This is a genomic window from Nonomuraea sp. NPDC059194, from assembly GCF_042754765.1.
GTDB lineage: Bacteria > Actinomycetota > Actinomycetes > Streptosporangiales > Streptosporangiaceae > Nonomuraea.
Map to the genome: position 1 here is coordinate 164,744 of NZ_JBHZBH010000012.1, position 21,936 is coordinate 186,679.

The 21,936-nt window shown below is 70.2% G+C and carries 18 protein-coding genes and 1 pseudogene; 11 read left to right on the forward strand and 8 right to left on the reverse strand.

Annotated features, from left to right (window positions below; all coding sequences use genetic code 11):
- The first annotated feature begins 216 nt into the window (after window positions 1-216).
- Together ACFXJ8_RS17620 and ACFXJ8_RS17625 are read left to right on the forward strand one after the other, a co-directional pair.
- Window positions 217-1,392, forward strand: coding sequence for a sensor histidine kinase (locus ACFXJ8_RS17620; protein ID WP_379644946.1), 1,176 nt, complete (start codon window positions 217-219; stop codon window positions 1,390-1,392).
- Between the two features lie 35 nt (window positions 1,393-1,427).
- On the forward strand, window positions 1,428-2,417 hold the full coding sequence (locus ACFXJ8_RS17625) for a hypothetical protein (RefSeq protein ID WP_379644947.1): 990 nt from the start codon (window positions 1,428-1,430) through the stop codon (window positions 2,415-2,417).
- On the opposite strand, the gene ACFXJ8_RS17630 is transcribed toward ACFXJ8_RS17625, so the two are convergent.
- The gene (locus ACFXJ8_RS17630) at window positions 2,325-2,954 is read right to left on the reverse strand and encodes a VC0807 family protein (RefSeq protein WP_379644948.1); all 630 of its coding nucleotides are present in this window, start codon (window positions 2,952-2,954) and stop codon (window positions 2,325-2,327) included. The genes ACFXJ8_RS17625 and ACFXJ8_RS17630 overlap by 93 nt on opposite strands.
- 158 nt (window positions 2,955-3,112) lie before the next feature.
- On the reverse strand, window positions 3,113-3,769 hold the full coding sequence (leuE, locus tag ACFXJ8_RS17635) for a leucine efflux protein LeuE (protein WP_379644949.1): 657 nt from the start codon (window positions 3,767-3,769) through the stop codon (window positions 3,113-3,115).
- A 74-nt stretch (window positions 3,770-3,843) separates the two neighbouring features.
- Here leuE and ACFXJ8_RS17640 point away from each other — a divergent pair, with 74 nt between their 5' ends.
- Entirely contained in the window at window positions 3,844-4,344 is a 501-nt protein-coding gene (locus tag ACFXJ8_RS17640; protein ID WP_379644950.1) for a MarR family winged helix-turn-helix transcriptional regulator, read from the forward strand.
- Here ACFXJ8_RS17640 and ACFXJ8_RS17645 read toward each other — a convergent pair.
- Window positions 4,341-5,534 (reverse strand): amidohydrolase family protein, encoded by a 1,194-nt coding sequence (locus ACFXJ8_RS17645; protein ID WP_379644951.1) that lies wholly within the window; start codon window positions 5,532-5,534, stop codon window positions 4,341-4,343. The genes ACFXJ8_RS17640 and ACFXJ8_RS17645 overlap by 4 nt on opposite strands.
- Before the next feature lie 124 nt (window positions 5,535-5,658).
- On the opposite strand from ACFXJ8_RS17645, the gene ACFXJ8_RS17650 reads away from it, so the two are divergent.
- Window positions 5,659-7,713 carry a cellulase family glycosylhydrolase gene (locus ACFXJ8_RS17650; RefSeq protein ID WP_379644952.1) on the forward strand — a complete coding sequence of 685 codons (2,055 nt, stop codon included), beginning with the start codon at window positions 5,659-5,661 and terminating at the stop codon, window positions 7,711-7,713.
- A 35-nt stretch (window positions 7,714-7,748) separates the two neighbouring features.
- Here the strand turns inward: ACFXJ8_RS17650 and ACFXJ8_RS17655 are convergent, their stop codons facing one another.
- The gene (locus ACFXJ8_RS17655; RefSeq protein WP_379644953.1) at window positions 7,749-8,234 is read right to left on the reverse strand and encodes an Lrp/AsnC family transcriptional regulator; all 486 of its coding nucleotides are present in this window, start codon (window positions 8,232-8,234) and stop codon (window positions 7,749-7,751) included.
- A 92-nt stretch (window positions 8,235-8,326) separates the two neighbouring features.
- On the opposite strand from ACFXJ8_RS17655, the gene ACFXJ8_RS17660 reads away from it, so the two are divergent.
- From ACFXJ8_RS17660 to ACFXJ8_RS17670, 3 genes are all read left to right on the forward strand, one after another.
- A complete protein-coding gene (locus ACFXJ8_RS17660) occupies window positions 8,327-8,998 on the forward strand; it encodes a nitroreductase family protein (protein WP_379644954.1) in 672 nt (223 codons plus the stop codon).
- 76 nt (window positions 8,999-9,074) lie between these two features.
- Complete coding sequence (locus ACFXJ8_RS17665; protein WP_379644955.1) at window positions 9,075-10,901, forward strand: M14 family metallopeptidase; 1,827 nt, start codon at window positions 9,075-9,077, stop codon at window positions 10,899-10,901.
- A 137-nt stretch (window positions 10,902-11,038) separates the two neighbouring features.
- Window positions 11,039-12,601, forward strand: a complete 1,563-nt coding sequence (locus ACFXJ8_RS17670; RefSeq protein ID WP_379644956.1) for a chitinase — start codon at window positions 11,039-11,041, stop codon at window positions 12,599-12,601.
- Window positions 12,602-12,852: 251 nt separating this feature from the next.
- Here the strand turns inward: ACFXJ8_RS17670 and ACFXJ8_RS17675 are convergent, their stop codons facing one another.
- Window positions 12,853-14,817, reverse strand: coding sequence for a molybdopterin-dependent oxidoreductase (locus tag ACFXJ8_RS17675; RefSeq protein ID WP_379644957.1), 1,965 nt, complete (start codon window positions 14,815-14,817; stop codon window positions 12,853-12,855).
- Window positions 14,818-14,912: 95 nt separating this feature from the next.
- Here ACFXJ8_RS17675 and ACFXJ8_RS17680 point away from each other — a divergent pair, with 95 nt between their 5' ends.
- Window positions 14,913-16,241, forward strand: a complete 1,329-nt coding sequence (locus tag ACFXJ8_RS17680) for a hypothetical protein (protein ID WP_379644958.1) — start codon at window positions 14,913-14,915, stop codon at window positions 16,239-16,241.
- A gap of 6 nt (window positions 16,242-16,247) precedes the next feature.
- Here the strand turns inward: ACFXJ8_RS17680 and erm are convergent, their stop codons facing one another.
- Complete coding sequence (gene erm / locus ACFXJ8_RS17685; protein ID WP_379644959.1) at window positions 16,248-17,063, reverse strand: ErmE/ErmH/ErmO/ErmR family 23S rRNA (adenine(2058)-N(6))-methyltransferase; 816 nt, start codon at window positions 17,061-17,063, stop codon at window positions 16,248-16,250.
- A gap of 302 nt (window positions 17,064-17,365) precedes the next feature.
- Here erm and ACFXJ8_RS17690 point away from each other — a divergent pair.
- Both ACFXJ8_RS17690 and ACFXJ8_RS17695 read left to right on the forward strand, forming a co-directional pair.
- Window positions 17,366-17,632: pseudogene (locus ACFXJ8_RS17690) on the forward strand (hypothetical protein); the annotation flags it as partial.
- Window positions 17,633-17,960: 328 nt separating this feature from the next.
- On the forward strand, window positions 17,961-18,314 hold the full coding sequence (locus ACFXJ8_RS17695; protein ID WP_379644971.1) for a hypothetical protein: 354 nt from the start codon (window positions 17,961-17,963) through the stop codon (window positions 18,312-18,314).
- Window positions 18,315-18,321: 7 nt separating this feature from the next.
- Here the strand turns inward: ACFXJ8_RS17695 and ACFXJ8_RS17700 are convergent, their stop codons facing one another.
- Entirely contained in the window at window positions 18,322-18,732 is a 411-nt protein-coding gene (locus ACFXJ8_RS17700) for a hypothetical protein (protein WP_379644960.1), read from the reverse strand.
- A gap of 71 nt (window positions 18,733-18,803) precedes the next feature.
- On the opposite strand from ACFXJ8_RS17700, the gene ACFXJ8_RS17705 reads away from it, so the two are divergent.
- Window positions 18,804-19,655: a hypothetical protein gene (locus ACFXJ8_RS17705; RefSeq protein WP_379644961.1), complete on the forward strand. Its 852-nt coding sequence runs from the start codon at window positions 18,804-18,806 to the stop codon at window positions 19,653-19,655.
- A 156-nt stretch (window positions 19,656-19,811) separates the two neighbouring features.
- Here ACFXJ8_RS17705 and ACFXJ8_RS17710 read toward each other — a convergent pair whose 3' ends face one another.
- Window positions 19,812-20,486, reverse strand: coding sequence for a helix-turn-helix domain-containing protein (locus tag ACFXJ8_RS17710; RefSeq protein ID WP_379644962.1), 675 nt, complete (start codon window positions 20,484-20,486; stop codon window positions 19,812-19,814).
- Window positions 20,487-21,936 lie beyond the last annotated feature (1,450 nt).

Genomic DNA, 21,936 nt, shown 5'->3' on the forward strand with positions numbered 1-21,936 from the left:
CCTAGGGATCGAGGCGGTTCCCCCACATCGGACGATCGGTACGGTCGGCCCCCTACTTTCGTCATGTCCATTGATCCAACCTGGGAAGGAGAGCGGGCACACTGGTGCGGGCGTTGAGGTCCGAGGTGGTGCCCGCACCACCGTTTCCGGTACGGCGGGCCGTACCTGACTTTCGGCAGAGGCGGTCGCCTGGGGCGGCCCGATAGCGTCTTCCGCATGCGCCGCCAACCCCGTCAACTGGTCTACGACCTGCTCCTGTGGTTCTTCCTGTCCGTCCTGGCCGCCGCCTCGGGACCCGACCCGTTCGCCGAGCCCGGACGGTTCCTGTTCGTGACGGGCGGGCGGGTGCTGCTGCTCGGGGTGGCGGTCGCGGTGGGCAGGCCGTGGCCGCTCGCCGCGGTCGTGGTCCTGCTGCCGCTGGGGCCGTGGGCCTTCGACGAGGGGCTGGCCACGGCCAGCTGGGACTTCAGCGGGGGCCAGGCCACGGGTGACCAGGCGTGGCCGCTGTCGCTGCTCGCCGTGAAGATCTTCCCGCTGACGCCCACCACCCTGGCCGTGGTCTGGTACGCCTACCTGACCGGCCGCCGGCTGGCGCGCACCTGGCCCGCGGTGGTCGTCTTCGGCGCGGCGGCCGTGGTCGGGGCGGGGGTCGTGCTGTCGCAGGGAGGGCTGCTGCGGCTGTGGGTCACGATGGTCTCGGGGCTCGTCGGCTGCTACGTCGTGCCGTACCTGCTGGGGGTGCTCAGGCAGGGGGTGCTGCTGCAACGCGAGCGGACGCAGCAGTCGGTGGCCGCGCAGGCCAGGCTGCGCGAGCGCACCCGCATCGCGCACGACATGCACGACTCGCTCGGCCACGACCTGGCCCTGATCGCCGTGCGCGCGGCCGGGCTCGAGATCGCGCCGGGGCTCACGCCCGCCCAGGCCAAGGCGGCGGGAGAGCTGCGCGTGGCCGCGTCGGAGGCCACCGAACGGCTGCGGCAGATCGTCGGCCTGCTGCGCGACGACGTCGATCCCGCCCCGCTCGCCCCCGTCGACGAGGACCTCACCGCCCTCGTCGAGCGGGCCAGGGACTCGGGGATGGAGGTCGCCGTGGAGATCGCTCCGGGTCCCGTGCCCGCGCTGGCGCACCGGGTCGTCCAGGAGGGACTGACCAATGCCGCCAAACACGCCCCGGGGGCGTGGGTGCGGGTAACGGTCGCGCCCGGCCGGATCTCGGTGCGCAACGGCCCCGCCCGCGGCAGATCCACCGCGCTGTCCGGCGGCATGGGCCTGACCGGCCTGCGCGAGCGAGTACGGCTGGCGGGCGGCACGATGACGGCGGGCCCGGTGGACGACGGCTTCGAACTGGTCGTCCTCCCCCACGCGGGGGAGGGAGATCCCCACGACGCGTGAGGACCGCGGCGCCCGGGCCGGGCAGATTCGACGGCATGGACGTTCCCCAGGCAGGCATCGGCAGAATCACGGCGGCGGCCGTCGCGATGGCCGCCACCCTGCCCTACCTCACCATCAAGATCTTCTGGCTGACCGGGAGCACGGTGGGCGTGCTCGACCCGGCGGCGATGGCATCGGGCGCGATGGTCGGGCTCAACGCCATGACCTTCGGCATGGACCTCGTCGGCCTCTGCCTCGCGCTGGCCTTCACGACGCGGTGGGGGATGCGCCTGCCGGCGTGGCTGGTGCTGCTGCCCATCTGGGTCGGCATCGCGCTGCTGGCGCAGATCCTCACCGCCCTGCCGCTGACCCTGCTGCTCCAGGGTCCCGGTGTCTTCTTCACCGGCGACACGCTGGAGGGCTGGGTCTACCTGGCCGTCTACGGGGGTTTCTCGCTGCAGGGGATGGGGCTGACCGTCGCCTTCGCCCTATATACCCGTGACAGGTGGCCGTGGGTCCTCAGGCCCGCCGCCGTGCGGACGTCCGTGCCGTTCCAGCACGTCGTGGGGCGCGGCAGCCTGCTGGTGACCCTGATCGTCGGCGGCGCGAACCTGTACTGGGCCTTCGGCGGCACCGCGGGCCTGGACCCGGCCGTGGCGGCGGCCCGGACCGTTCCCGGAAGCATCACGCAGGCCCTCGGGGCCGTGCTCGTCATCGGGGCCGCCATCGCGTACCTGAGGCTGCTGGGCGGGCACGCGCCGTGGGCCGTGGTGGTCGCGTGGCTGGGCAGCGGCCACCTGTTCGCCTGGGGCCTCTACACGATGATCGTCGTCGTCACCGCGGGCCCGCTGGCCCCGAAGGTGCCCATGGTCGCGACCAACCTGGTGGAGCTGTTCTCGATGCTGACCGGGCTGGTGCTGGGGCTCGCTGGAACGTTCCTGCTGATCGAGAGGTCAGGCGGGGGCGTGGTGGAGGCGGCGCAGGACCCGCTTGAAGGCCCACAGCGAGAAGGCGATCGCCAGCCCGCTGATAGCGGCCACCGCTGAGGTGCGCATCAGGAAGTAGGTGCCGAGGGTCTGGTGGATGGCCAGCCAGATGCTCACGGTCGAGTTGGTCAGCAGGACGAATCCCCACAGCAGGGTGATCCTGGCGAAGAACTTGCGCATCCGCTCGTGCTTGAGCACCGCCTGGGGCAGGTGGATGTAGTCGAGCGTGAGCTTCTGGACCATGGGCTTGTTCAGCCGGACCGAGGCGAGGAAGACCATGCTGAGGCAGATGGTGCCGACCTCCGGCTGGATCAGGTAGAACGTGATGTTGCCGGTCCAGAGGGCCACCACCGTGCGGGCGGTGATCGCGACCGCTGCCACGATCATCGTCGCGGGCACCCTGGTCCGCCGCACCAGCCGCCACGCCACCCCGAGGTATACCCATGAGGCGACCGCCACCAGCGCGCCGGTCTCGCCCAGCAGGCCGAACGCGGCGTAGAAGACGGCCAGCGGAGCGACGACGGCTTCGAGCAGGCGAGGGACCGCCTGTCTCACCATGGCGGTCAGGCGCGGCAGCACGACTGGGGGATGGTTCAACTCTGCTCCGTCGTTCGGTCCACGAGCAGCGGCTACCCAGAGATGGCGAGACCAGGCATCAGCGAACGCTGCCGTCGGGCTACGGGACGATGTGATATCCCGGCACGCAAAGCACCGGTGGCTTACCGTACCCGACGCCCGGGAGTGCCACGGTCAGATCAGCCCAAACTGGCCGTGGCCAGCTTGGCGCCGAACCCCACGAAGAGCGCGCCGACTCCGGAGGTGAGCGTGGCCGACAGCCTCCTCCTGGTGCGGAACTGCCCGGCCAGGAAGGTTCCCCCGAAGATGAGCGCCGACAGGTACATCACGCTGAACACCTGGATGATCGCGCCCAGGATGAGGAACGGCACGGCCGGAGCCCCGTACGAGGGATCCACGAACTGGATGAAGAAGGAGACGAAGAACAGGATCGCCTTCGGGTTCAGCAGGCTGATCGTCAACGCCTTGCGGAACGGACGCGCGCCGCGCTCGTCGACCAGCGCGTTGGCCGGAGCCCGCGCGGTGTCGGGGGAGCGCCACGCCTGCCACGCGCCCCTGATCATCTGGAAGCCGATCCACGCCAGGTAGCCCGCCCCCGCGTACTTCACGACCGTGAACAGCACCGCGTTGGAGCGCAGCAGCGACGCGGCGCCCGCCGCGGCCAGCACCATGAGGACGGTGTCGCCGACGAAGACGCCCGCCGCCGCCTTGTACCCCTCGCGCACGCCGCGCTGGGCGGCCAGCGCGAGGACGTAGAGGGAGTTGGGGCCGGGCAGCAGGATGATGAAGAAGGCTCCTGCCACATACGTCCAGATGTCGGTGACGCCGAAGAACATGGTTTTCACAGTATCGCCATATGTCCGGATACCGACCCGGCGGAGGGCGATCAGGCGTCCAATACAGTCGGACCATGAGCAGCGAGCAGGACGCGATCGACGTCATCCTCACCCAGTGGCGGCGCGAGCGTCCGGATCTCGACCTGTCGGCGATGGGGGTCTTCGCCCGCCTCGCGCAGGCGTCGCGGCTGGTGGAGACGGCCGTGGAGCAGGTCTTCCGCCGTCACGGGCTGCGTCCCGGCGAGTTCGACGTGCTGGCGGCGCTGCGCCGGTCGGGCCCGCCGTACACGCAGATCCCCTCCGAGCTGTCGGACGTGCTGATGATGTCGCGCGCGGGCATGACCAACCGCATCGACCGGCTGGAGGCGGCGGGGCTGGTGGAGCGCACCCTCGATCCGGCCGACCGGCGCAGCTTCCGCGTCTCGCTCACCGAGCAGGGGCGCGAGGTCATCGACGCCACGCTCACCGAACACGCGGCCAACCTGGCCAGGCTGGCCGCCAGGCTCACCGCGCAGGAGGCCGACACGCTCGACGCCATCCTGCGCGGCATGCTGCGCGCTGCCCAGGACGCCTAGGGAGCCTGCCGTACCCCTCGCCGCCAGATCTCGCTGATCGAGCGGGTGGCGGTGATGTCGGTGGTCGGGTCGCCGTCGACCAGCAGCAGGTCCGCGCGCAGGCCCGGAGCGATCCTGCCCCGGTCGGTCAGGCCGAAGTGGCGGGCGGGCACGCTGGTGGCGGCCGCGAGCGCCTGCTCGGCGCTGAGGCCCGCCTCGGTCAGCAGCAGCACCTCGCGGTGCATGCTGGCGCCGTGCACCGGCGCCCACGGGTTGGCGTCGGTGCCCGCCAGCAGCGCGACCCCCGCCCGGTGCAGCGTCCCAGCCGCCTGTACGGCGTTGCGGACCCCGTTTGGGTGCACGGGGATGAGGCCGGTGTCGCGGTCGAGCGCGGCCCTGGCCTGCTCGGGCAGCTTCGAGCCGATCCGCTCGTCCCGCACCAGCTCGGCACCGCTGGGGTCGTTCAGCACGGCCTCGAAGTAGGTCAGCGTGCTGACCACGAACACGCCCTGCGCGGCGATCCTGGCAGCGAGGTCCTCGCTCATCGGGTCGGTGACGACGTGCGCCAGCCCGTCGATGCCCGCGTCGAGCGCGACGAGGGCGTCGCGCGTGGTGACGGCGTGCGCGATGGTCAGCAGCCCCGCCGCATGGCCCGCCTCGACGAGGGCGGCCACGGTGCTGGGGGACAGGACGGGCAGGTCGAGGCCGCCCACGTGCCCGCTGTCGACCACGATCTTCAGGTAGTCGGCGCCCTCGGCCAGCCTGGCCTCGACGAACGCCTTGGCCTGGCCCGCGTCGGCGACGGTGTCGAACGGCCCCGCCGCGTCGCCCAGGTCCCGCACGCCTGGCGAGTCCATGAGCTGGCTGGGGTGCCCGCCCGGCGCGGTGGCCAGGACGCCCGAGCTGCGCAGGTCGGCCACGTCGTCCCGCTCGGCGGCGGCGCGGCGCTGGCGGGCGAGGTTGCCGGGCAGGCAGAACAGGTCGAGCTCGGTCGTGACGCCGAACCTCAGCGCCTGGGCGAGGTCGCCGTCGAAGGTGTGGGTGTGGGCGTCGATCAGGCCCGGCAGCAGGGTCTTGCCCGAGCCGTCGATCTCGAGGTCGGCGGGGCGGCTGTCGGGCTCGGCGATCAGGGCGCCGTCGATGAGGACGTCGGCGCTCGCGATGGTCTGCAGTCCGTCGAAGACGCGGGCGTTGCGGATCCAGGTTCTCATGCGGCAGATAGTAAGACGTCTAACTATCTTGCGTCAAAGCACCTTTGGGCCTTGTGTGGCGAAGTGGTCAGACCTATTCTCCGAATTGCTCGTTAGTTAAGTTTCCTAACAAACCGGAGAGGCGATGCTCCGACCCATCCGCTTCCTCGCCCTGACCGCGCTCCTCACCACCGGCTTGGCGGCACCCGCCCTCGCCCAGGCGCCCACGCGCCACGAGGCGGAGAACGCCACCGTCTCCCAGGCAACGGTCGAGTCCAACCACGCCGGATTCAGCGGCGCCGGCTTCGTCAACTACGACAACGTCGAGGGCTCCTCCGTCGAGTTCACCGTGACCGCCGCGACGGCGGGCACCGCCACGATCGTGCTCCGCTACGCCAACGGCACCACCGTCAACCGCCCGATGGCCATCGCGGTCAACGGGACCAGCGTGAACCACGACTTCCCCGGCACGGGAGCCTGGTCCACCTGGGCCTCGACGACCCTCACGGCGCCCGTGAACGCGGGCGCCAACACCATCCGCGCCACCGCCACCACCGCCAACGGCGGGCCCAACCTCGACTACGCCGACATCGAGGTGGCCGCCCAGCCGAACGAGTACCAGGCGGAGAACGCGGCCATCTCGCAGGGCATCGTGGACACCAAGCACGCCGGATACACCGGCAGCGGCTTCGTCGACTACGCCAACGTCACGGGCTCCTCCGTCGAGTTCACCGTGAACGCGGCGGCGGCCGGGAACGCGGCGCTGACCTTCCGCTACGCCAACGGCACCACCGTCAACCGCCCGATGGCCATCGCGGTCAACGGGACCCCCGTCAACCACGACTTCCCCGGCACGGGCGCGTGGAGCACCTGGGCCGACACCACGGTCACCGCCGCGCTGAACGCGGGGGCCAACACCGTGCGCGCCACCGCGACGACCGCGAACGGCGGGCCCAACCTGGACCGGCTGACGGTCTCCGCCGCCGGGCCGCCCGACACGCAGAAGCCGTCGACGCCCGGCAACGTGCGCTCGACGGCCACGACGTCCAGCTCGATCACGCTGGCGTGGAACGCCTCGACCGACAACAGCGGGACGATCAAGGACTACCGGGTCTACGAGGGCTCGGCGCTGAAGGCGACCGTGAGCGGCACCTCGGCGACGATCACCGGGCTGGCGCCCTCCTCGACGCACACCTACACCGTGACCGCCCGCGACCCGTCGGACAACGAGTCCGACAGGAGCGCCGCCGTCACCGCCACCACCAGGGCGGGCGGCTCCGGCACTCCCGTGGAGGCCAACGGCCAGCTCGTAGTGTGCGGGGTACGGCTGTGCAACGAGCGCGGCGAGCAGATCCAGCTGCGCGGCATGAGCTCGCACGGCCTGCAGTGGTACTCGCAGTGCCTCAACGCCGCCTCACTGGACGCGCTGGCCACCGACTGGAAGGCCGACGTCCTGCGGATCTCGATGTACATCCAGGACGACGGGTACGAGACCAACCCGCGGCTGTTCACCGACCGGGTGCACAACCTGATCGAGATGGCCACGGCGCGCGGCATGTACGCGATCGTCGACTGGCACATCCTCGACCCCGGCGACCCGATGGTGAACCTGAGCAGGGCCAAGACGTTCTTCACCGAGATCGCGCAGCGGCACAGCGGCAAGAACAACCTGCTGTACGAGATCGCCAACGAGCCGAACTACGTGTCGTGGTCGACGATCAGGAACTACGCCCACCAGCTCATCCCGGTGATCAGGCAGCACGACCCCGACACCCCGATCCTCGTGGGGACCCGCGCGTGGTCGTCGCTCGGCGTCTCCGACGAGTCGGACGAGAGCGAGGTCGTCGACAACCCGGTCAACGCGACCAACATCATGTACACCTTCCACTTCTACGCCGCCACCCACGGCTCGGACTACCTGAACGCGCTGTCGAGGGCGGCCGACCAGATCCCGATCTTCGTGTCGGAGTTCGGCACGCAGAACGCGGCGGGTGAAGGGGCCAACAACTTCACCAGGTCGCAGCAGTACATCGACCTGATGGCGCAGAAGAAGATCAGCTGGGTGAACTGGAACTACTCCGACGACCACCGTTCGGGCGCCGTCTTCACCACCGGCACCTGCCCGAACGGCCCGTTCGCCGGAACCTCCAGGCTCAAGCCCGCGGGCGTGTGGATCAGGGAAAGGGTGCGCGCGGACTAGATATACGGGGCCCGCGCGGCTGGCGCGGGCCCTACCTACCGGTCGGCGCGGCCCAGGCCTGCCAGCGGGTGGACCCGGTGGGCGACGACCTCCGACAGCGTGATGACGGTCGTGCTCCGCCGTACCCCCGGGATGGTCAGCATGCCGTCGATGACCTGCTGGATGTGCTCGTTGTCGCGCCCGGCCAGGCGGCACCAGACGTCGCCTGGGCCGGTGACGATGTAGGCCTCCAGCAGCTCCGGGATGGCGTGCAGGGCCGAGGAGATGTGCTCGCGGGAGGCCTGCTCGACCTCCAGCGTGGTGAAGGCCTGCACCGGGTAGCCGAGCGCGGCGGGCGACAGGGTGGGGCCGAAGCCGGTGATCACGCCGTCGGCGGCCATCCGGTCCAGCCGCGCCTGCACGGTCCCGCGCGCCACGCCCGCCAGGCGGGCGATCTCCAGCAGCCCGGTACGCGGCCGCTCCCGCACCAGGCGCAGGATCAGCAGGTCGAGTTCGTCCAGTCCGGTACGGCGTGCTGGCAATCCGGCTCCTCAAACAGCAGATGAGTGCGTATTTGGCAGCATAGAACGCCGGGTGTTGTCACGATCGTCACCCATGCGAACACTGCGGAGCCATGGAGCACAAGTATCCGTTCATCCCGTATGCGGCCGACCGATATGACGAGGCGGAGATGATCCGCAGGGGCCGCGCCTTCTACGAGCACGTCGACCGGCGGCGCAGCGTGCGCTTCTTCAGTGCCGAACCCGTGCCCAGGGAGTGCGTCGAACTGGCCGTCATGGCCGCCAACACCGCGCCGTCGGGCGCGCACCAGCAGCCGTGGAAGTTCGTGCTGATCGGTGACCCCGCGACCAAGCAGCGGATCAGGCAGGCCGCCGAGGTCGAGGAGCGCCAGAACTACGAGGGCGGGCGGCTGACCCCCGAGTGGCGGGAGGCGCTCGCGCCGCTGGAGACCACCTCCGACAAGGGCTATCTCGAGGTGGTGCCGTGGATCGTGGTGTGCTTCGCCGAGAAGTACGGCGTGCGCCCCGACGGCGGCCGGGTCAAGCACTACTACGTCAACGAGAGCGTGGGCATCGCGTGCGGGCTGTTCATCACCGCGCTGCACACGATGGGCCTGTCGACGCTCACGCACACGCCCAACCCGATGGCCTTCCTCAGCGAGATCTGCGCGCGACCGGGCAACGAGCGGCCCTACATCCTCTTCCCCGTGGGCTACGCCGCACCCGACGCGCAGGTGCCCGACCTGACGAGGAAGCCGTTGAGCGACGCCCTTCTGCACTTCTAGAAAATTGGGCCTTTTCCGGCTGTGGGACCTTCTTCACTCTCAGTGCAGACACCCGTCAAGCCTGAGGAGGCTGAAGGTGAGAAGCCGATTAGTCATCCTGTTGTCCGTTCTGGCCCTGATCTGCCTGACCGGCGTGACAGGGGCAGGGGCGAGCGCGGAACCGCCGCCCAACAAGCACTACAGGGTGCAGGGCCCGGCCGACGCGCGGCAGCGCAGCGCGGTGGCGGCCACGGGCGCGGCGATCGAGGAGGTGGCCGCCGACTCGGTGGTGGTCACCGCCACCGCGGCCGAGCTCGCCGCGATCAAGCGGCTCGGCTACAAGGTCGTGGAGCTGTCGTCCCCGTTACCCCGGTCCGATGCGAGGGCCTTTGACTTCCCTCCGTCGGACTCCGGCTACCACAACTACGCGGAGATGACCGCGGACGTCAACGCGCTGGTGGCCGCCCATCCGGCGATCGCCAGTAAGTTCGTCTACGGCAACTCCTACGAGGGCAGGCAGCTGATCGGCATCAAGATCAGCGACAACGTCGGCTCCGACGAGGCCGAGCCAGAGGTGCTGTTCACCGCCCACCAGCACGCCCGCGAGCACCTCACGGTCGAGATGGCGCTGTACATCATGCACCTGCTGGCCGAGGGCTACGGCAGCGACGCGCGCATCACCAACCTGGTCAACACCCGCGAGATCTGGATCATGCCGGATCTCAACCCCGACGGCGGCGAGTACGACATCGCCACCGGCTCCTACCGGTCCTGGCGCAAGAACCGGCAGCCCAACTCGGGCTCCTCGGCCGTCGGCACCGACATGAACCGCAACTGGGGCTACAACTGGGGCTGCTGCGGCGGCTCGTCGGGTTCGCCGTCCAGCGACACCTACCGCGGCCCGTCCGTCGAGTCCACGCCCGAGGTCAAGGCGGTGGCCGACTGGGTGCGCGGCCGCGTCGTCGGCGGCGTGCAGCAGATCAAGTCGCACATCGACTGGCACACCTACAGCGAGCTGGTCCTGTGGCCGTACGGCTACACCTTCAGCGACACCGCGCCGGGCCTGACCCAGGACGACAGGGACGCGCACGCCACGCTCGGCCAGAACATGGCCGCCACCAACAACTACACCCCCGAGCAGGCCAGCGACCTCTACATCACCGACGGCACGATCGACGACTGGCTGTGGGGCGTCCACAAGATCTTCAGCTTCACGTTCGAGATGTACCCGACGGGGGCCAGCCCCGGCTTCTACCCGCCCGACGAGCAGATCGTCCCGCAGACCACCCGCAACAGGGAGGCCGTGCTGCGCTTCCTCGAGTACTCCGACTGCGTTTACCGGATCATCGGCAAGGAGGCCCAGTACTGCGGGACCGGCGGCGGCACCACCGTCTACTCCGACACCTTCGAGACCGCCACCGGCTGGACGGCCAACCCCGGCGGCACCGACACCGCCACCACCGGCCTGTGGGAGCGCGGCGACCCCGCCGCCACCTCCTCCTCCGGCGCCAAGCAGCTCGGTACCACGGTCAGCGGCGTCAACGACCTGGTGACGGGCCGCCTGGCCGGCTCGTCCGCCGGGGCCTACGACATCGACGGCGGCGTCACCACCATCCAGTCGCCGCCGATCGCCCTGCCGGCCTCGGGGACGCTCAACCTGTCGCTGTCGTGGTACCTGGCGCACGGCTCGAACTCCTCCAGCGCCGACTACTTCAGGGTGCGGGTGGTCGGCTCCACCACGACCACGGTCGTCAACCAGGCGGGAGCCGCCGCCAACAGGAACGGCTCGTGGACGGTGGCGAGCGCCGATCTGAGCTCGCACGCGGGCCAGACGGTCAGGGTCGTCATCGACGCGGCGGACGCCTCCACCGCCTCTCTGGTCGAGGCGGCCGTCGACGACGTGAAGATCACGCACACGCCGTAACCTCGGCGAACGCCCGCCCCTCCCGGCCTCTTCGCAGGCCGGGAGGGGCGCATTTTTGGGCCTTGTAAGGGGTGGGTGTCAAGGTTACGATCGCGCCAACTCTTAGGAAACTTTCCTAAAAATAGAGAGGGAACAGCGTGAGATTACGCGCTTCCGTGATCGCCCTGATCACCCTCGCCTTCGCCCTGGTCGCCCCGCCCGCGTACGCCGCGGGCCTCACCGCCACCTTCACCAAAGCCGCCGACTGGGGCTCGGGCTTCGAGGGCAGGGTGACGATCACCAACGGCACCGCCGCCCCCGTCGCCTGGAACGTCCAGTTCGACGTCCCCGCCGGACACTCCATCCCGTCGGCCTGGGACGCGAGCATGTCCCGCACCGGCCAGCACTACACCTTCACCCCGCCGAGCTGGGCAGGACCGCTCGCCGCCGGGGCCACCACGAGCTTCGGCTTCAACGGCAGCCCCGGCAACTTCCCCGGAATCACCGGCTGCACGATCAACGGCGCCTCCTGCGACGGCGGCGGCGGACCCCAGCCGGGGGTCCCCGGTCAGCCGGGCCCCGCCACCGCCACCGCCACGACCTCCGCCATCACCCTCTCCTGGGGTACGGCAAGCGGCACGGTCACCGGCTACCGGATCTACGAGGGCTCGACCCTCAGAACCACCGTCACAGGCACCACCGCCACCGTCTCAGGCCTGGGCGCCTGCGAGACGCACACCTACACCGTCAAGGCCTACAACTCCGTCGGCGAATCGGCCGGACGCGACGCCACCGCCACCACCGCGGGGTGCACGACGGGCCCGCTGCCGCGGCACTTCCTCACCGGCTACTGGCACAACTTCGTCAACCCCGCCGTCGAGCTCAAGCTGTCGGCCGTCCCCGACGAGTACGACCTGGTCGCGATCGCCTTCGGCGAGGCCACCTCGACCCCCGGCGAGGTCGTCTTCGGCATCGACCCCGGCCTGGCCACCGCCGTCGGCGGCTACACCGACGCCCAGTTCAAGGCCGACGTCGCCGCCCTGCACCAGCGCGGCAAGAAGGTCATCCTGTCCGTCGGCGGCGAGGCGGGCCGCGTCCAGGTCGCCAGCGCCGCCGCGGCCACGACGTTCGCCGACTCCGTCCACGCCCTCATGCGGAGCTACGGCTTTGACGGCGTCGACATCGACCTGGAGAACGGGCTCAACGCCACCTACATGGCCCAGGCCCTCAGGTCGCTGCGGTCGAAGGCGGGCGCCGACCTCATCATCACGATGGCCCCGCAGACGATCGACATGCAGTCGACGGGCGCCGAGTACTTCAAGCTGGCCCTGTCGATCAAGGACATCCTCACCGTCGTCCACACGCAGTACTACAACTCCGGCGCCATGCTCGGCTGCGACCAGAACGCCGCCTACTCGCAGGGCACCGTCAACTTCATGGTCGCGCTGGCCTGCATCCAGCTCGAGAACGGCCTGCGCCCCGACCAGGTCGCCCTCGGCCTGCCCGCGGGCCCCGGCGCGGCGGGCGGCGGCATCATCGCGCCGAGCCTGATCAACCAGGCGCTCGACTGCCTGGCCAAGCGGACCGGCTGCGGCTCGTTCGTCCCTCCCCGCGCCTACCCCGACATCAGGGGCGCGATGACCTGGTCCATCAACTGGGACGCCAGCCACAACTGGAACTTCTCCAAGACCGTCAAGCCCCACCTGCGGGGAATGCCATGAGACGCATCGTGCTCGCCCTGACAGCCGCCGTCGCCCTCACCACGACCACCGCGGGATTCTGATCCAGGCGCTCGCTCCTGCCGAGCGCCTGCCCGGCCCGCCGCCCCGAGCGACACGCGCCTCCACCTCGGGACGGCGGGCCGCACCCCCCGGCGCTCGGCCCTTCCGAGCGCCTGCCCGGCCGCCGTCCCGAGAGAACGCGCCGCTCCCGGGACGGCGAGCCGGGCCCTACGTGCTGTCCTGGCGGCTGGTCAGCCCTCCTGCCCGCGGTGCCTGACCATCACCGTCGGCTTGATGTGCTGCCCCGTGCCCGGCGGGCGGTAGGTGGGCAGCGCCTCGCCGTACTCGTGCATCCAGTCGTGGTCGACGAGCGTGTGCATACGGCCCGTCAGCGTCAGCCACGGCATGCCCTCGGGCCGTACGGCAGGCCCCGGCACGGCGGCCAGCAGCGCCGCGGTCTCGGGGTAGTTGCGCTCCACGAGATGGCCGCGCACCAGCTCCCTGCGCGTGCCCAGGTGCTCCACGGCCAGCTTGCCGAACGCCTCGGCCAGCATCCGCACATCGGGCAGCGGCACGTCGGCGTACTGGGAGGCGCCCACCAGCAGGTCGAGCTTCCCGTTGACCAGGTGGTGGACGAAGCAGGGGTCCACCTGGTCGCCATGGGCGAGCGTCAGCACCCTCGGCCAGTTGCGTGGATCGTCCGGCTCGTCGCAGGCGCGGCGCCCCGGCTCAGACACCAGGTCGAGCGGGTTGCGGTCGTACTCGGGCGCCATGTGCAGCCAGCCCTCGCGCACCGCCTCGGCCAGCACCGGCCACGGCGCGCGGTCGTTGAACAGGCCCTCGCCGAGCTGCCACGACAGCATCCCCACATCGGTGCAGTCGTAGCGCCACCGGTCGGCGTGCAGGTAGAAGTAGATCCCCGTCTCCACCACCCGCTCGCCCTCGCCCCTCGGCCCGCCCCAGCCGCCGCCGCGCACCCCCGCCGAGCCCGTCAGCACCAGCAGCGCGAGCATCGCCCGGTGCGCGGTGTCTGCGTGCTCGGTGCCCAGCCGGCCCGGCATGATCATGCACCTGCCGCCGGTGCGCAGCGCCGTCTCACCCAGCTCGCGCGCCACCTTGACCGCCCGCGAGGCGCTGACGCCGGTGATCGGCTCCTGCCAACCAGGTGTGTACGGCTCCCGCGCGTCCTCGTAGTCGACCGGCCACGAGCCTGGAAGGTCGTCGCGGGCCACGCCGTACTGGGCGAGCAGCAGGTCGTAGACCGTCGTCACCACGTGGTCGCCGACCCGCACGACCGGCACCCCCCTGCGCAGCACCCCAGAACCCTCGTCGAAACGCGGCAGCAGGAGCTCGACACTGCCGCCGCCCTTGCCGTACATGGTGAGAGCGGGGTCGGTCTCCAGCGTCAGGTTCCACCTCGCGGGGTCGCGGCGGAAGCCGAGCGACCCGTTCGGCACCACGGGCCTGCCGCCCCTGGCCAGCACCACGGTCTTCAGCGTGGCGGTGGGCGAGGTGTCGCCGAGGTCGGCGGCGTTGAGGAAGCGGTGGGCGACGTAGCCGTCGGCGCGCTCCCGCAGCCTGACCAGGAACGGCAGGTCGGTGCGCTGCTTGGCGTGCTCGGCGAACGCGGGCCGCTCCAGGTGGAACTCCTTCAGCAGCACGTGCCCCATCGCCATGGCCAGCGCGGCGTCGGTGCCCGAGCGGACCACGATCGTCTCGTCCGACAGCCGCATCGGGTGGCTGCCGATCGCGACCACCTTCTGCCCCTTGTAGCGGCCCGCCACCAGCCAGTGCGCGTCGGGGGAGCGGATCGCGCGGTCGTTCTCGCCCCACATGATCGCGTAGGCGGCCTGCTCCCAGTCGGCGGGCTCGGGCACCTCGGAACAGGGCCCGAAGACCTGCCTGGCGGCCAGCGGCTGGTCGACCAGGACCGCGCCGCCGATCAGGCCGACGAACCTGGAGATCATGGAAGTGGAGTGGGCGGCGACCCTGTCGGGCCCGTAGGCGGCGATCGTGTGCACGTGGGCGGCCGCCACCAGCTCGGCGACCTCGTCGTCGCCGACCGGCGCCACCTCGTTGCCCCTGCCCCGCTGGTAGGCCTGCCGTAGCTGTGGATTGGCCGTCAGTTGCGCCCAGGCCGTAACTGGGTCGGCGAGCCTGCTGCGCGCCTCTCTGTAAAGCCCGACCAGCACCGCGTTGCCCCGTGATCCCCCCATGCTCCTAATTGAACACACAGAGTGATGATCCGGCATGCTGCGACCCGCCTTTCGGGTGACAGTACCTCCGAACGTGCGGCAGGCTAGGACCCGCCATGGACTACGCAGTGCTCACGGGGGTCGTCCTCGTCTCAGGTGTCGTGTTCGCTCTCATCGCCCAGTGGCGTGACTGGCGGCCCCCGCTCTGGCTCGCGATCGCGGTCGGAGTGGCGGTGCGTGTCCTGATCATGTACACGTCGGCGATCGACACCTGGCAGCCCGTCGACTTCGTCAACAGCTTCAAGCCGGCCGGCGAGGCGGTGCTCAACAGGCAGGACCCCGTGCTCGGCAGCAACGGCGGCTGGCACTTCCTGCCGACCATCCCCTACGTCTACGGGATCCTGCTGTGGCTGGGCATCCCGTGGGAGTACGCGGGCCGCCTGGTCACCGTGGTCGCCGACATCGTGCTGATCCCGCTGGTGGCGAAGCTGGCCGGCGGGCCGCGGGCGTCGCTGCGCGCCCTGCAGTACGCGCTCAACCCGCTGGCGCTGCTGGTCGCCTCCGTCCACGGCCAGGTCGAGCCGGTCGCCCTCGTCTTCGGCGTGGCCGCCTTCGTGGTCGCCCGCGGTCCCGGCGACCCCGCCAGACCCGGCCTCACGATGACGGTCCGCGAGGGCATCGCGAGCTTCGACCTCAGGAAGGCCTTCACCTTCACGGCTGCGGAGGCGCCCTCCTACCGCAGGGCCCTGTGGGCGGGCCTGCTCATGGGGCTGGCGCTGTGCGCCAAGAGCTGGCCGATCTGGCTCATCCCCGGCATGCTCCTGCTGCTGCCGCACTTCAGGGCGCGCCTCATCGGACTGGCCGCCACCGGCATCCCGCCGGTGTTCTTCCTCGTCACGCTGCCGATCTTCGCGGGCACGTCGCTGGCCGACCTCCCCAAGGTGATGGAGGTCATGAGCGACATCCGGCCGATCATCGGCGAGTGGGGCTGGACGGCCATCCACACCGGGGGCAACTGGGAGCTCTGGGCCACCCCGGCGAAGATCGGCACCTACCTGATCTACGCCACGGTCCTGGTCGTCTGCTGGGTGTGGCGCAGGGCCGACCCCATCGACCTGACCACCGCGATCCTGCTGGCCTTCATGGTCGTCACCCCGCGCCTGGGCGCGCAGTATCTGCTGTGGTTCATGCCGTTCCTGGTCGCCAGGCCCACCCGGTTCGCCTGGCCTGCCATCATCGGCACCTCGCTGTGGGCCGCGATCGGCTACCTCTGGATGACCCAGAGCTGGCACATCTGGTCGTCCTGGCACCCCGGCTGGTCGATGGCCTCCGTCGTGCTGCTTCCCGTGCTGGCCCTGGCCATGCCGTGGGCGCGGCGGATCTCCTCCGCCGCGCCCCTGCCGCCCGCGCCGCCCCCGGCCGTCAAGGCCGAGGTCACCGGCTGAGCGCTCCTACCGGTGGTGCAGGCACCGGTAGAGCGTCACCCACTGGTCGGGATGGACGTACGCCACGACCGTGTCACGGGCGATGCCCGCCCGCTCGAAGGCCGCCTGCACCCCGTCGTAGTGCCGGTTGAGCGAGGCGTACAGCGAGCCGCCGACACCGGAGAAGCCCAGCTCGACCAGGTCCTGCCACGCGCCGCCGTCCTCGACGAGCGGCTCGGGCCGCCGCTCGATCCGCAGGATCGCCGAGTCGACCGCGGGGACGGGCCTGAAGCTCTCCCTGCCGATCCTGCCGAGCAGTTCCCAGGAGAACCACGGCCAGTTCTCCACCGTGACCAGGCTCCACCTGCCGAAGTCGCCGCTGCGCTTGCGGGCGTACTCCAACTGGGTGAGCAGGGTCGCGGAGGTCAGCTCAGGCGCCCGCAGGCACCAGTCGACGATCTCGGTAGTGATCGAGTACGGGATGTTCCCCACGACCGCGAACGGCTCCGCCGGCGGCCGCACGGTCGTGAAGTCGGCCTTGACGATCTTCAGTTTGGTCCTGGCCTTGAGCTTGGCCACCAGCAACGGGTCGATCTCGTAGCCCACGACGTCGGCGCCCGCCCGGGCCAGCGCCATCGTGAGCACTCCCTCGCCCGCGCCCGGTTCGAGCACGAGACCGCTCGGCCGTGCCGTCTTGACCAACAGGTCAACGGCATGCCGATCGACCAGGAAGTTCTGCGAGAGCTCACGCCGCGCCCGATCTCTGGGCGTGCGACCGCCACCGCTGTTCCTGGCGTTCTTCTGGGTGTGCGAATAGTTTCCGTGCGCGAAGTTCTGCGCCACAGCAAAAGCCCTCTCGGGTCCTCGAGACGAATGGGATCTCGACGGGCCCTGGGCTCGCGTCCTGCGAAGCTAGCGAGCCAGAGCCCGGCCGCTGCGCAGACGCGCGAAACATATGCAGTACATGCGAGCAGGCTACGGGAGGCGCCGCCGAAATTGCGATGTGTTTTTCCGCGGAGATCGTCACGCTGATGGGATGCAGGCAACGGTCACGCTCACCCCGCACCCGGCAGGACGGGTCATGGGACCGGGCGCTGAGCTGGTTCGTCTCCTCCTACCCGCTGCTCGGCGCGCTGGCCGCCGGCATGACCGTCGTCGCCGACGCCGACCTGGCCAGAGGCTGGGACATCTCGATCGCCGCCGTCAGCGCCGAGGCCGCCGAGATCTACGTCAACCCGCTGGCCGGTCTCTCCGCCGATGAATGGCGCTTCGTCCTGGCCCACGAGATGCTGCACGCCGCCCTCCGGCACGGCGAACGCCTCGGTGGGCGCGACCCCTACCTCTGGAACCTCGCCTGCGACTACGTGATCAACGGCTGGCTGGTCGAGATGGGCGTCGGCGAGATGCCCGAAGGCCTCCTGCACGACCCCACGCTGGCCAGGATGTCGGCCGAGGCCGTCTACGACAGGATCGCCACCGACCTGCGCCGCCTGCGCAAACTCGCCACCCTGCGCGGGCGGGGGCTGGTGCCGTACGGGCTGGAGCAGGAGATCCGCGCGCTCGACCAGCCGCCGCTGCCGTGGGACGCCAGGCTCGCCCGCTGGTTCGACGAGCACGTGCCCGCCGTCGAGAAGCGCCGCTCCTACGCTCGCGCCTCCCGCCGCCAGGCCGCCACCCCCGACATCCCGCGGCCCGGCTGGCCTGGCGACGTTCGGCGTCGTCCTCGACACCTCCGATTCGATGGACACCAAGCTCCTCGGCAAGGCGCTCGGCGCCATCGCCTCCTACGCCATCGCCCGCGACGTGCCGCGCGCCCGCGTGGTGTTCTGCGACGCCGCCGCCTACGACGCCGGATACCTGCCGGTGGAGGAGATCGCGACGAAGGTCCGGGTGCGCGGGCGGGGCGGCACGTTCCTGCAGCCGGGCGTCAACCTGATCGAGCGCGCCGACGACTTCCCCCGGGACGGGCCGATCCTGCTGATCACCGACGGGGACTGCGACGTGCTACGGATCAGACGCGAGCACGCGTTCCTGACACCGCAGGGCGCCCGCCTGCCGTTCCACCCGCGCGGCCCCGTCTTCCACCTGAAGTGATCTTTTTCTAGGTGACGAACAGCCGGACGAGATGCCCGTGCGTGGCGTACCCGGGAGGATCACCCGGCATCACCCCCGTCACGCACTCGAACACGCCGGGGCCGAGCTGCCGTACGAAGAACGACGGCTCGGCGATCGCCGACAGCAGCCTGATCGCCGCCCGGTGCACGTCGATGCCCTCCAACGGCTCGTCGGGGCGGGCCGTCACCTCGTAGACGCCGTCCCCGCCCAGCCGCTCGCCCACCACCCGCCAGCCGGGAACGGCCCTCAGATGGGGCAGGAGATGGGCGTCGGGATCCTCGGTCACCCACCCGTCCCGCGCCATCACCGCCGCCAGATCGTGTACGGCCGGCAGCATCGCCGAGCCGTCGCCCACCCCGGTGAACCGCTCGTCGTCATCCCATCGCCGCTGCTCCATGCCGGTGATTGTCGGCGGGGTGGCCGATTCCTACAATCCCCCGCCGGCGCCGCTGCAATAAGGTCGATCTCATGGAAAGCACCGTGGAGCGCTACATCCAGCTCAACGCCAGGCTGCTCGACCGGCTCAGGTACGAGGCGCTCTTCAAGGGCGGCTCGAAGGAGCGCGTCCTGCAGGCCCTGCGCGCCTACCAGAACCCCGACGGCGGCTTCGCCCACGCGCTCGAACCCGACCTGCGCGGCACCACCAGCCAGCCAGAACCCGTGGAGATGGCGTTCTGGATCCTCGACGAGCTCGACGCCTTCGACGACCCGATGGTGCCGGCCGCCTGCGACTACCTCTCCTCGGTGACGACGAAGGACGGCGGCGTGCCGTTCGTGCTGCCCAGCGTGAACGAGGCGCCCCACGCGCCGTGGTGGCAGACCGACGACGACCCGCCGGGCAACCTCATCCCGACCGCCTCCCTCGCCGGGCTCCTGCACAAGCACGCCGTCGACCATCCGTGGCTGGGGCCCGCCACGGCGTTCTGCTGGGACGCGATCGCCGAGATCGAGCAGACCTCGCCGTACCAGGCGCGCGCCGTCCTCACCTTCCTCGACCTGGTGGACGACGAGGACCGGGCGCTGTCGGAGTTCGCCAGGCTGAAGGAGTCGATCCTGGCCATGGTGTCGATGGACCCCCACGCGACCGGCGAGGCGCACTTCCCCCTCGACTTCGCCCCCGCCCCGATGCGGCGACTGTCGCTGTTCACGGACGAGACGATTGGGCGGCACCTGGACGCGCTGCTGGAGACCAGGACGCCCGAGGGCGGGTGGGAGCCGAACTTCCCCATGTGGACGCCCGTCGTACGACACGAATGGGGCGGACATCTGACGCTCGCCCGCCTCAACACCCTCCACGCCTACGGCCGCCCCACCCCCTGACCGGCCCGCCCCCCCTGACCGGCCCGCCCCCCTCTGTTCGTCGCCCCACCCCGCCGTACCCGTCGGACGCGGCCCCACCCGCAGCCCATTCCACGCAGCGTGTCGTGCGGATGGAAACCCTCTCGGAGACCCCAGAGTCGGCCGGACATCTCGTCGTCAAAAGCCCTCCGCGGAGGGTGGCGAGGGATCGAGGAGACGCCCCATGGAGACGCCGCTCAACCGCTTGACGTCGTGGGAGAGGTGCGCCTGGTCGGTGTAGCCGCTGTCGACAGCCACCCTCGCCAGCGGCACACCTGACCTGGCCAATCGCAACGCCCGCTGGAACCGTACGATCCGCTGCAACACCTTCGGCGAGTAGCCGAACGCCGCCACCGACCGCCGATGCAGATGACGCTCGCTCAGCCCGAGGTCCCACGCCACCTGCCGCACCGACGACCCCTCGCGCAGCGCCCCCGCGATGGCCGGCGCGGCAGGGTCGGGAGCCGCCGTGGCACGCAGCCGCTCGGCCAGTTCCTTCAGCGTGAGGTCCGAGGGAAGCCCCAGCTCCTCGAACGGGATCCTGCCATCCCTCAACTCGTCCGCCGGAACACCGAGCGCCCCGCCCAACGCGCCCGGCCTGAACCTGATACCCCGGTAGACGTCGCCCGCGCGCATCCGTACCGGCACCGGACCCGTGTCCGGGCCCGCCACATGGGGACCGTCAGGCCCCCAGATCAGGTCGACACATGCGTCGGGCACGACGAGCTGGGTGCCCTCAGCGGCGCTGTCCTGCACCCAGACGCAGGCGATCCGCTCGGCGAGCGACGCTCCTGGGCTCCGTTCGACGTACATGAAACCGACGCTACGTCCGGCCACCGACACTTTCCGTCGGCGGGCAGTCATCGAACGCCCGCCGTACCGGATGGACCGGAAGACGTTCCGTGCGCGGAGATCGACCCCACCGAAGGCAAGGCCCACCAGATGAGGACCACCAGAGACGAGCCATCGAAGGCGGGCCATGTGGGGGGAGGAGCCACGGGGTGAGCGATGGAGGCGAGGGAGCGCTGAGGCTGAGGACCGCCAGAGGCGCGGACCGCTGAGTATGAGGATCGCAGGGGGGAGGGTCACCGGAGGCGGGAGCACCGGAGGCGAGGACTCCTGGAGGCGGGTACCACTGGAGACGGGGACCACAGAGGGTGGGGAGGGCTGTGGGCGAGGATCACTGAGTCGCGGACCGCTGAGGGCGGCGCGCTGAGGCGAGGACCCTGGAGACGCCGACCACTGACGGTGGGAACGCTGACGGGGGAACGCTGAGGGTGCGGACCACCGGAAGCTGGGAGCGCTAAGGGCGGGGAGTGCTGAGGGGTGAGGACCACCGGATGTGTGGGGCACCGGTGGCGGGGACCACTGAGACAGGGAGCGTTGGGGATGAGGACCCCTGATGCGCGGACCCCCAGAGACGCCGACCACTGACGGTGGGAACGGTGAGGGTGCGGATCACCGGAAGCTGGGAGCGCTGACGGTGGGAACGGTGAGGGTGCGGATCACCGGAAGCTGGGAGCGCTGAGGGTGAGGGAGCGCTGAGGGTGAGGATCAACCGGAGGTGCGGGGCACTGGAGGCGGGGACCAGTGAGGCGGGGAGTGCCCGGGGGTGAGGAGCGCTGAGGTGAGGGCTGCCGAAGACGGGGGCGGCTGGAGGTGAGGGCCGGGGATGGGTGGGAAGCGGTGGGTGCGGAAGCCTGGAGATGAGGACGGGCGGATGTGAGGACCCGTCGGGGAGGACTCACCGGAGACGAGGGCCGTAGGGGATGAGGTGGCTGGAATTCAGGGCGGCCGCCGAAGTCGGTGGCGTGGTCAGCGTCCGGGGTCGGATGATCGCTCACGGTGTTTCATATCCACCAATATCGGCTTCGTACGGCAAGACGGGATGTGTGGGGGCTGCTGTGGGGCGTTGATTTGACGGGTGGCGGAGTCGTACATAGAGTTCACCAGTCCCACCCAGCCGGCGTTGATCGTCGGCTGTCCGGGGGAACCTTCTCAAGCAGCTCCGTGCCGGTTGTCGTCATGTCGCCGGTGTGTCTGGTTCGACAGGAATCGGATGCGGGAGTACGTTTAAGGGGTTGTCCCGAAAGGGGCGGTCGGAAATTCTCGGCAGGTTTCGCGAAAAGAGTCAATTTGACTCGGGTCGCGGGAGCTGAAAGAATTACGACATAACGAAGCGAGTGCGGCCGGGTGGTTGACGGTGAACGCGTCCGTTTCTTGAGAACTCAACAGTGTGTTAAAAGCCAGTGCATGATTTACA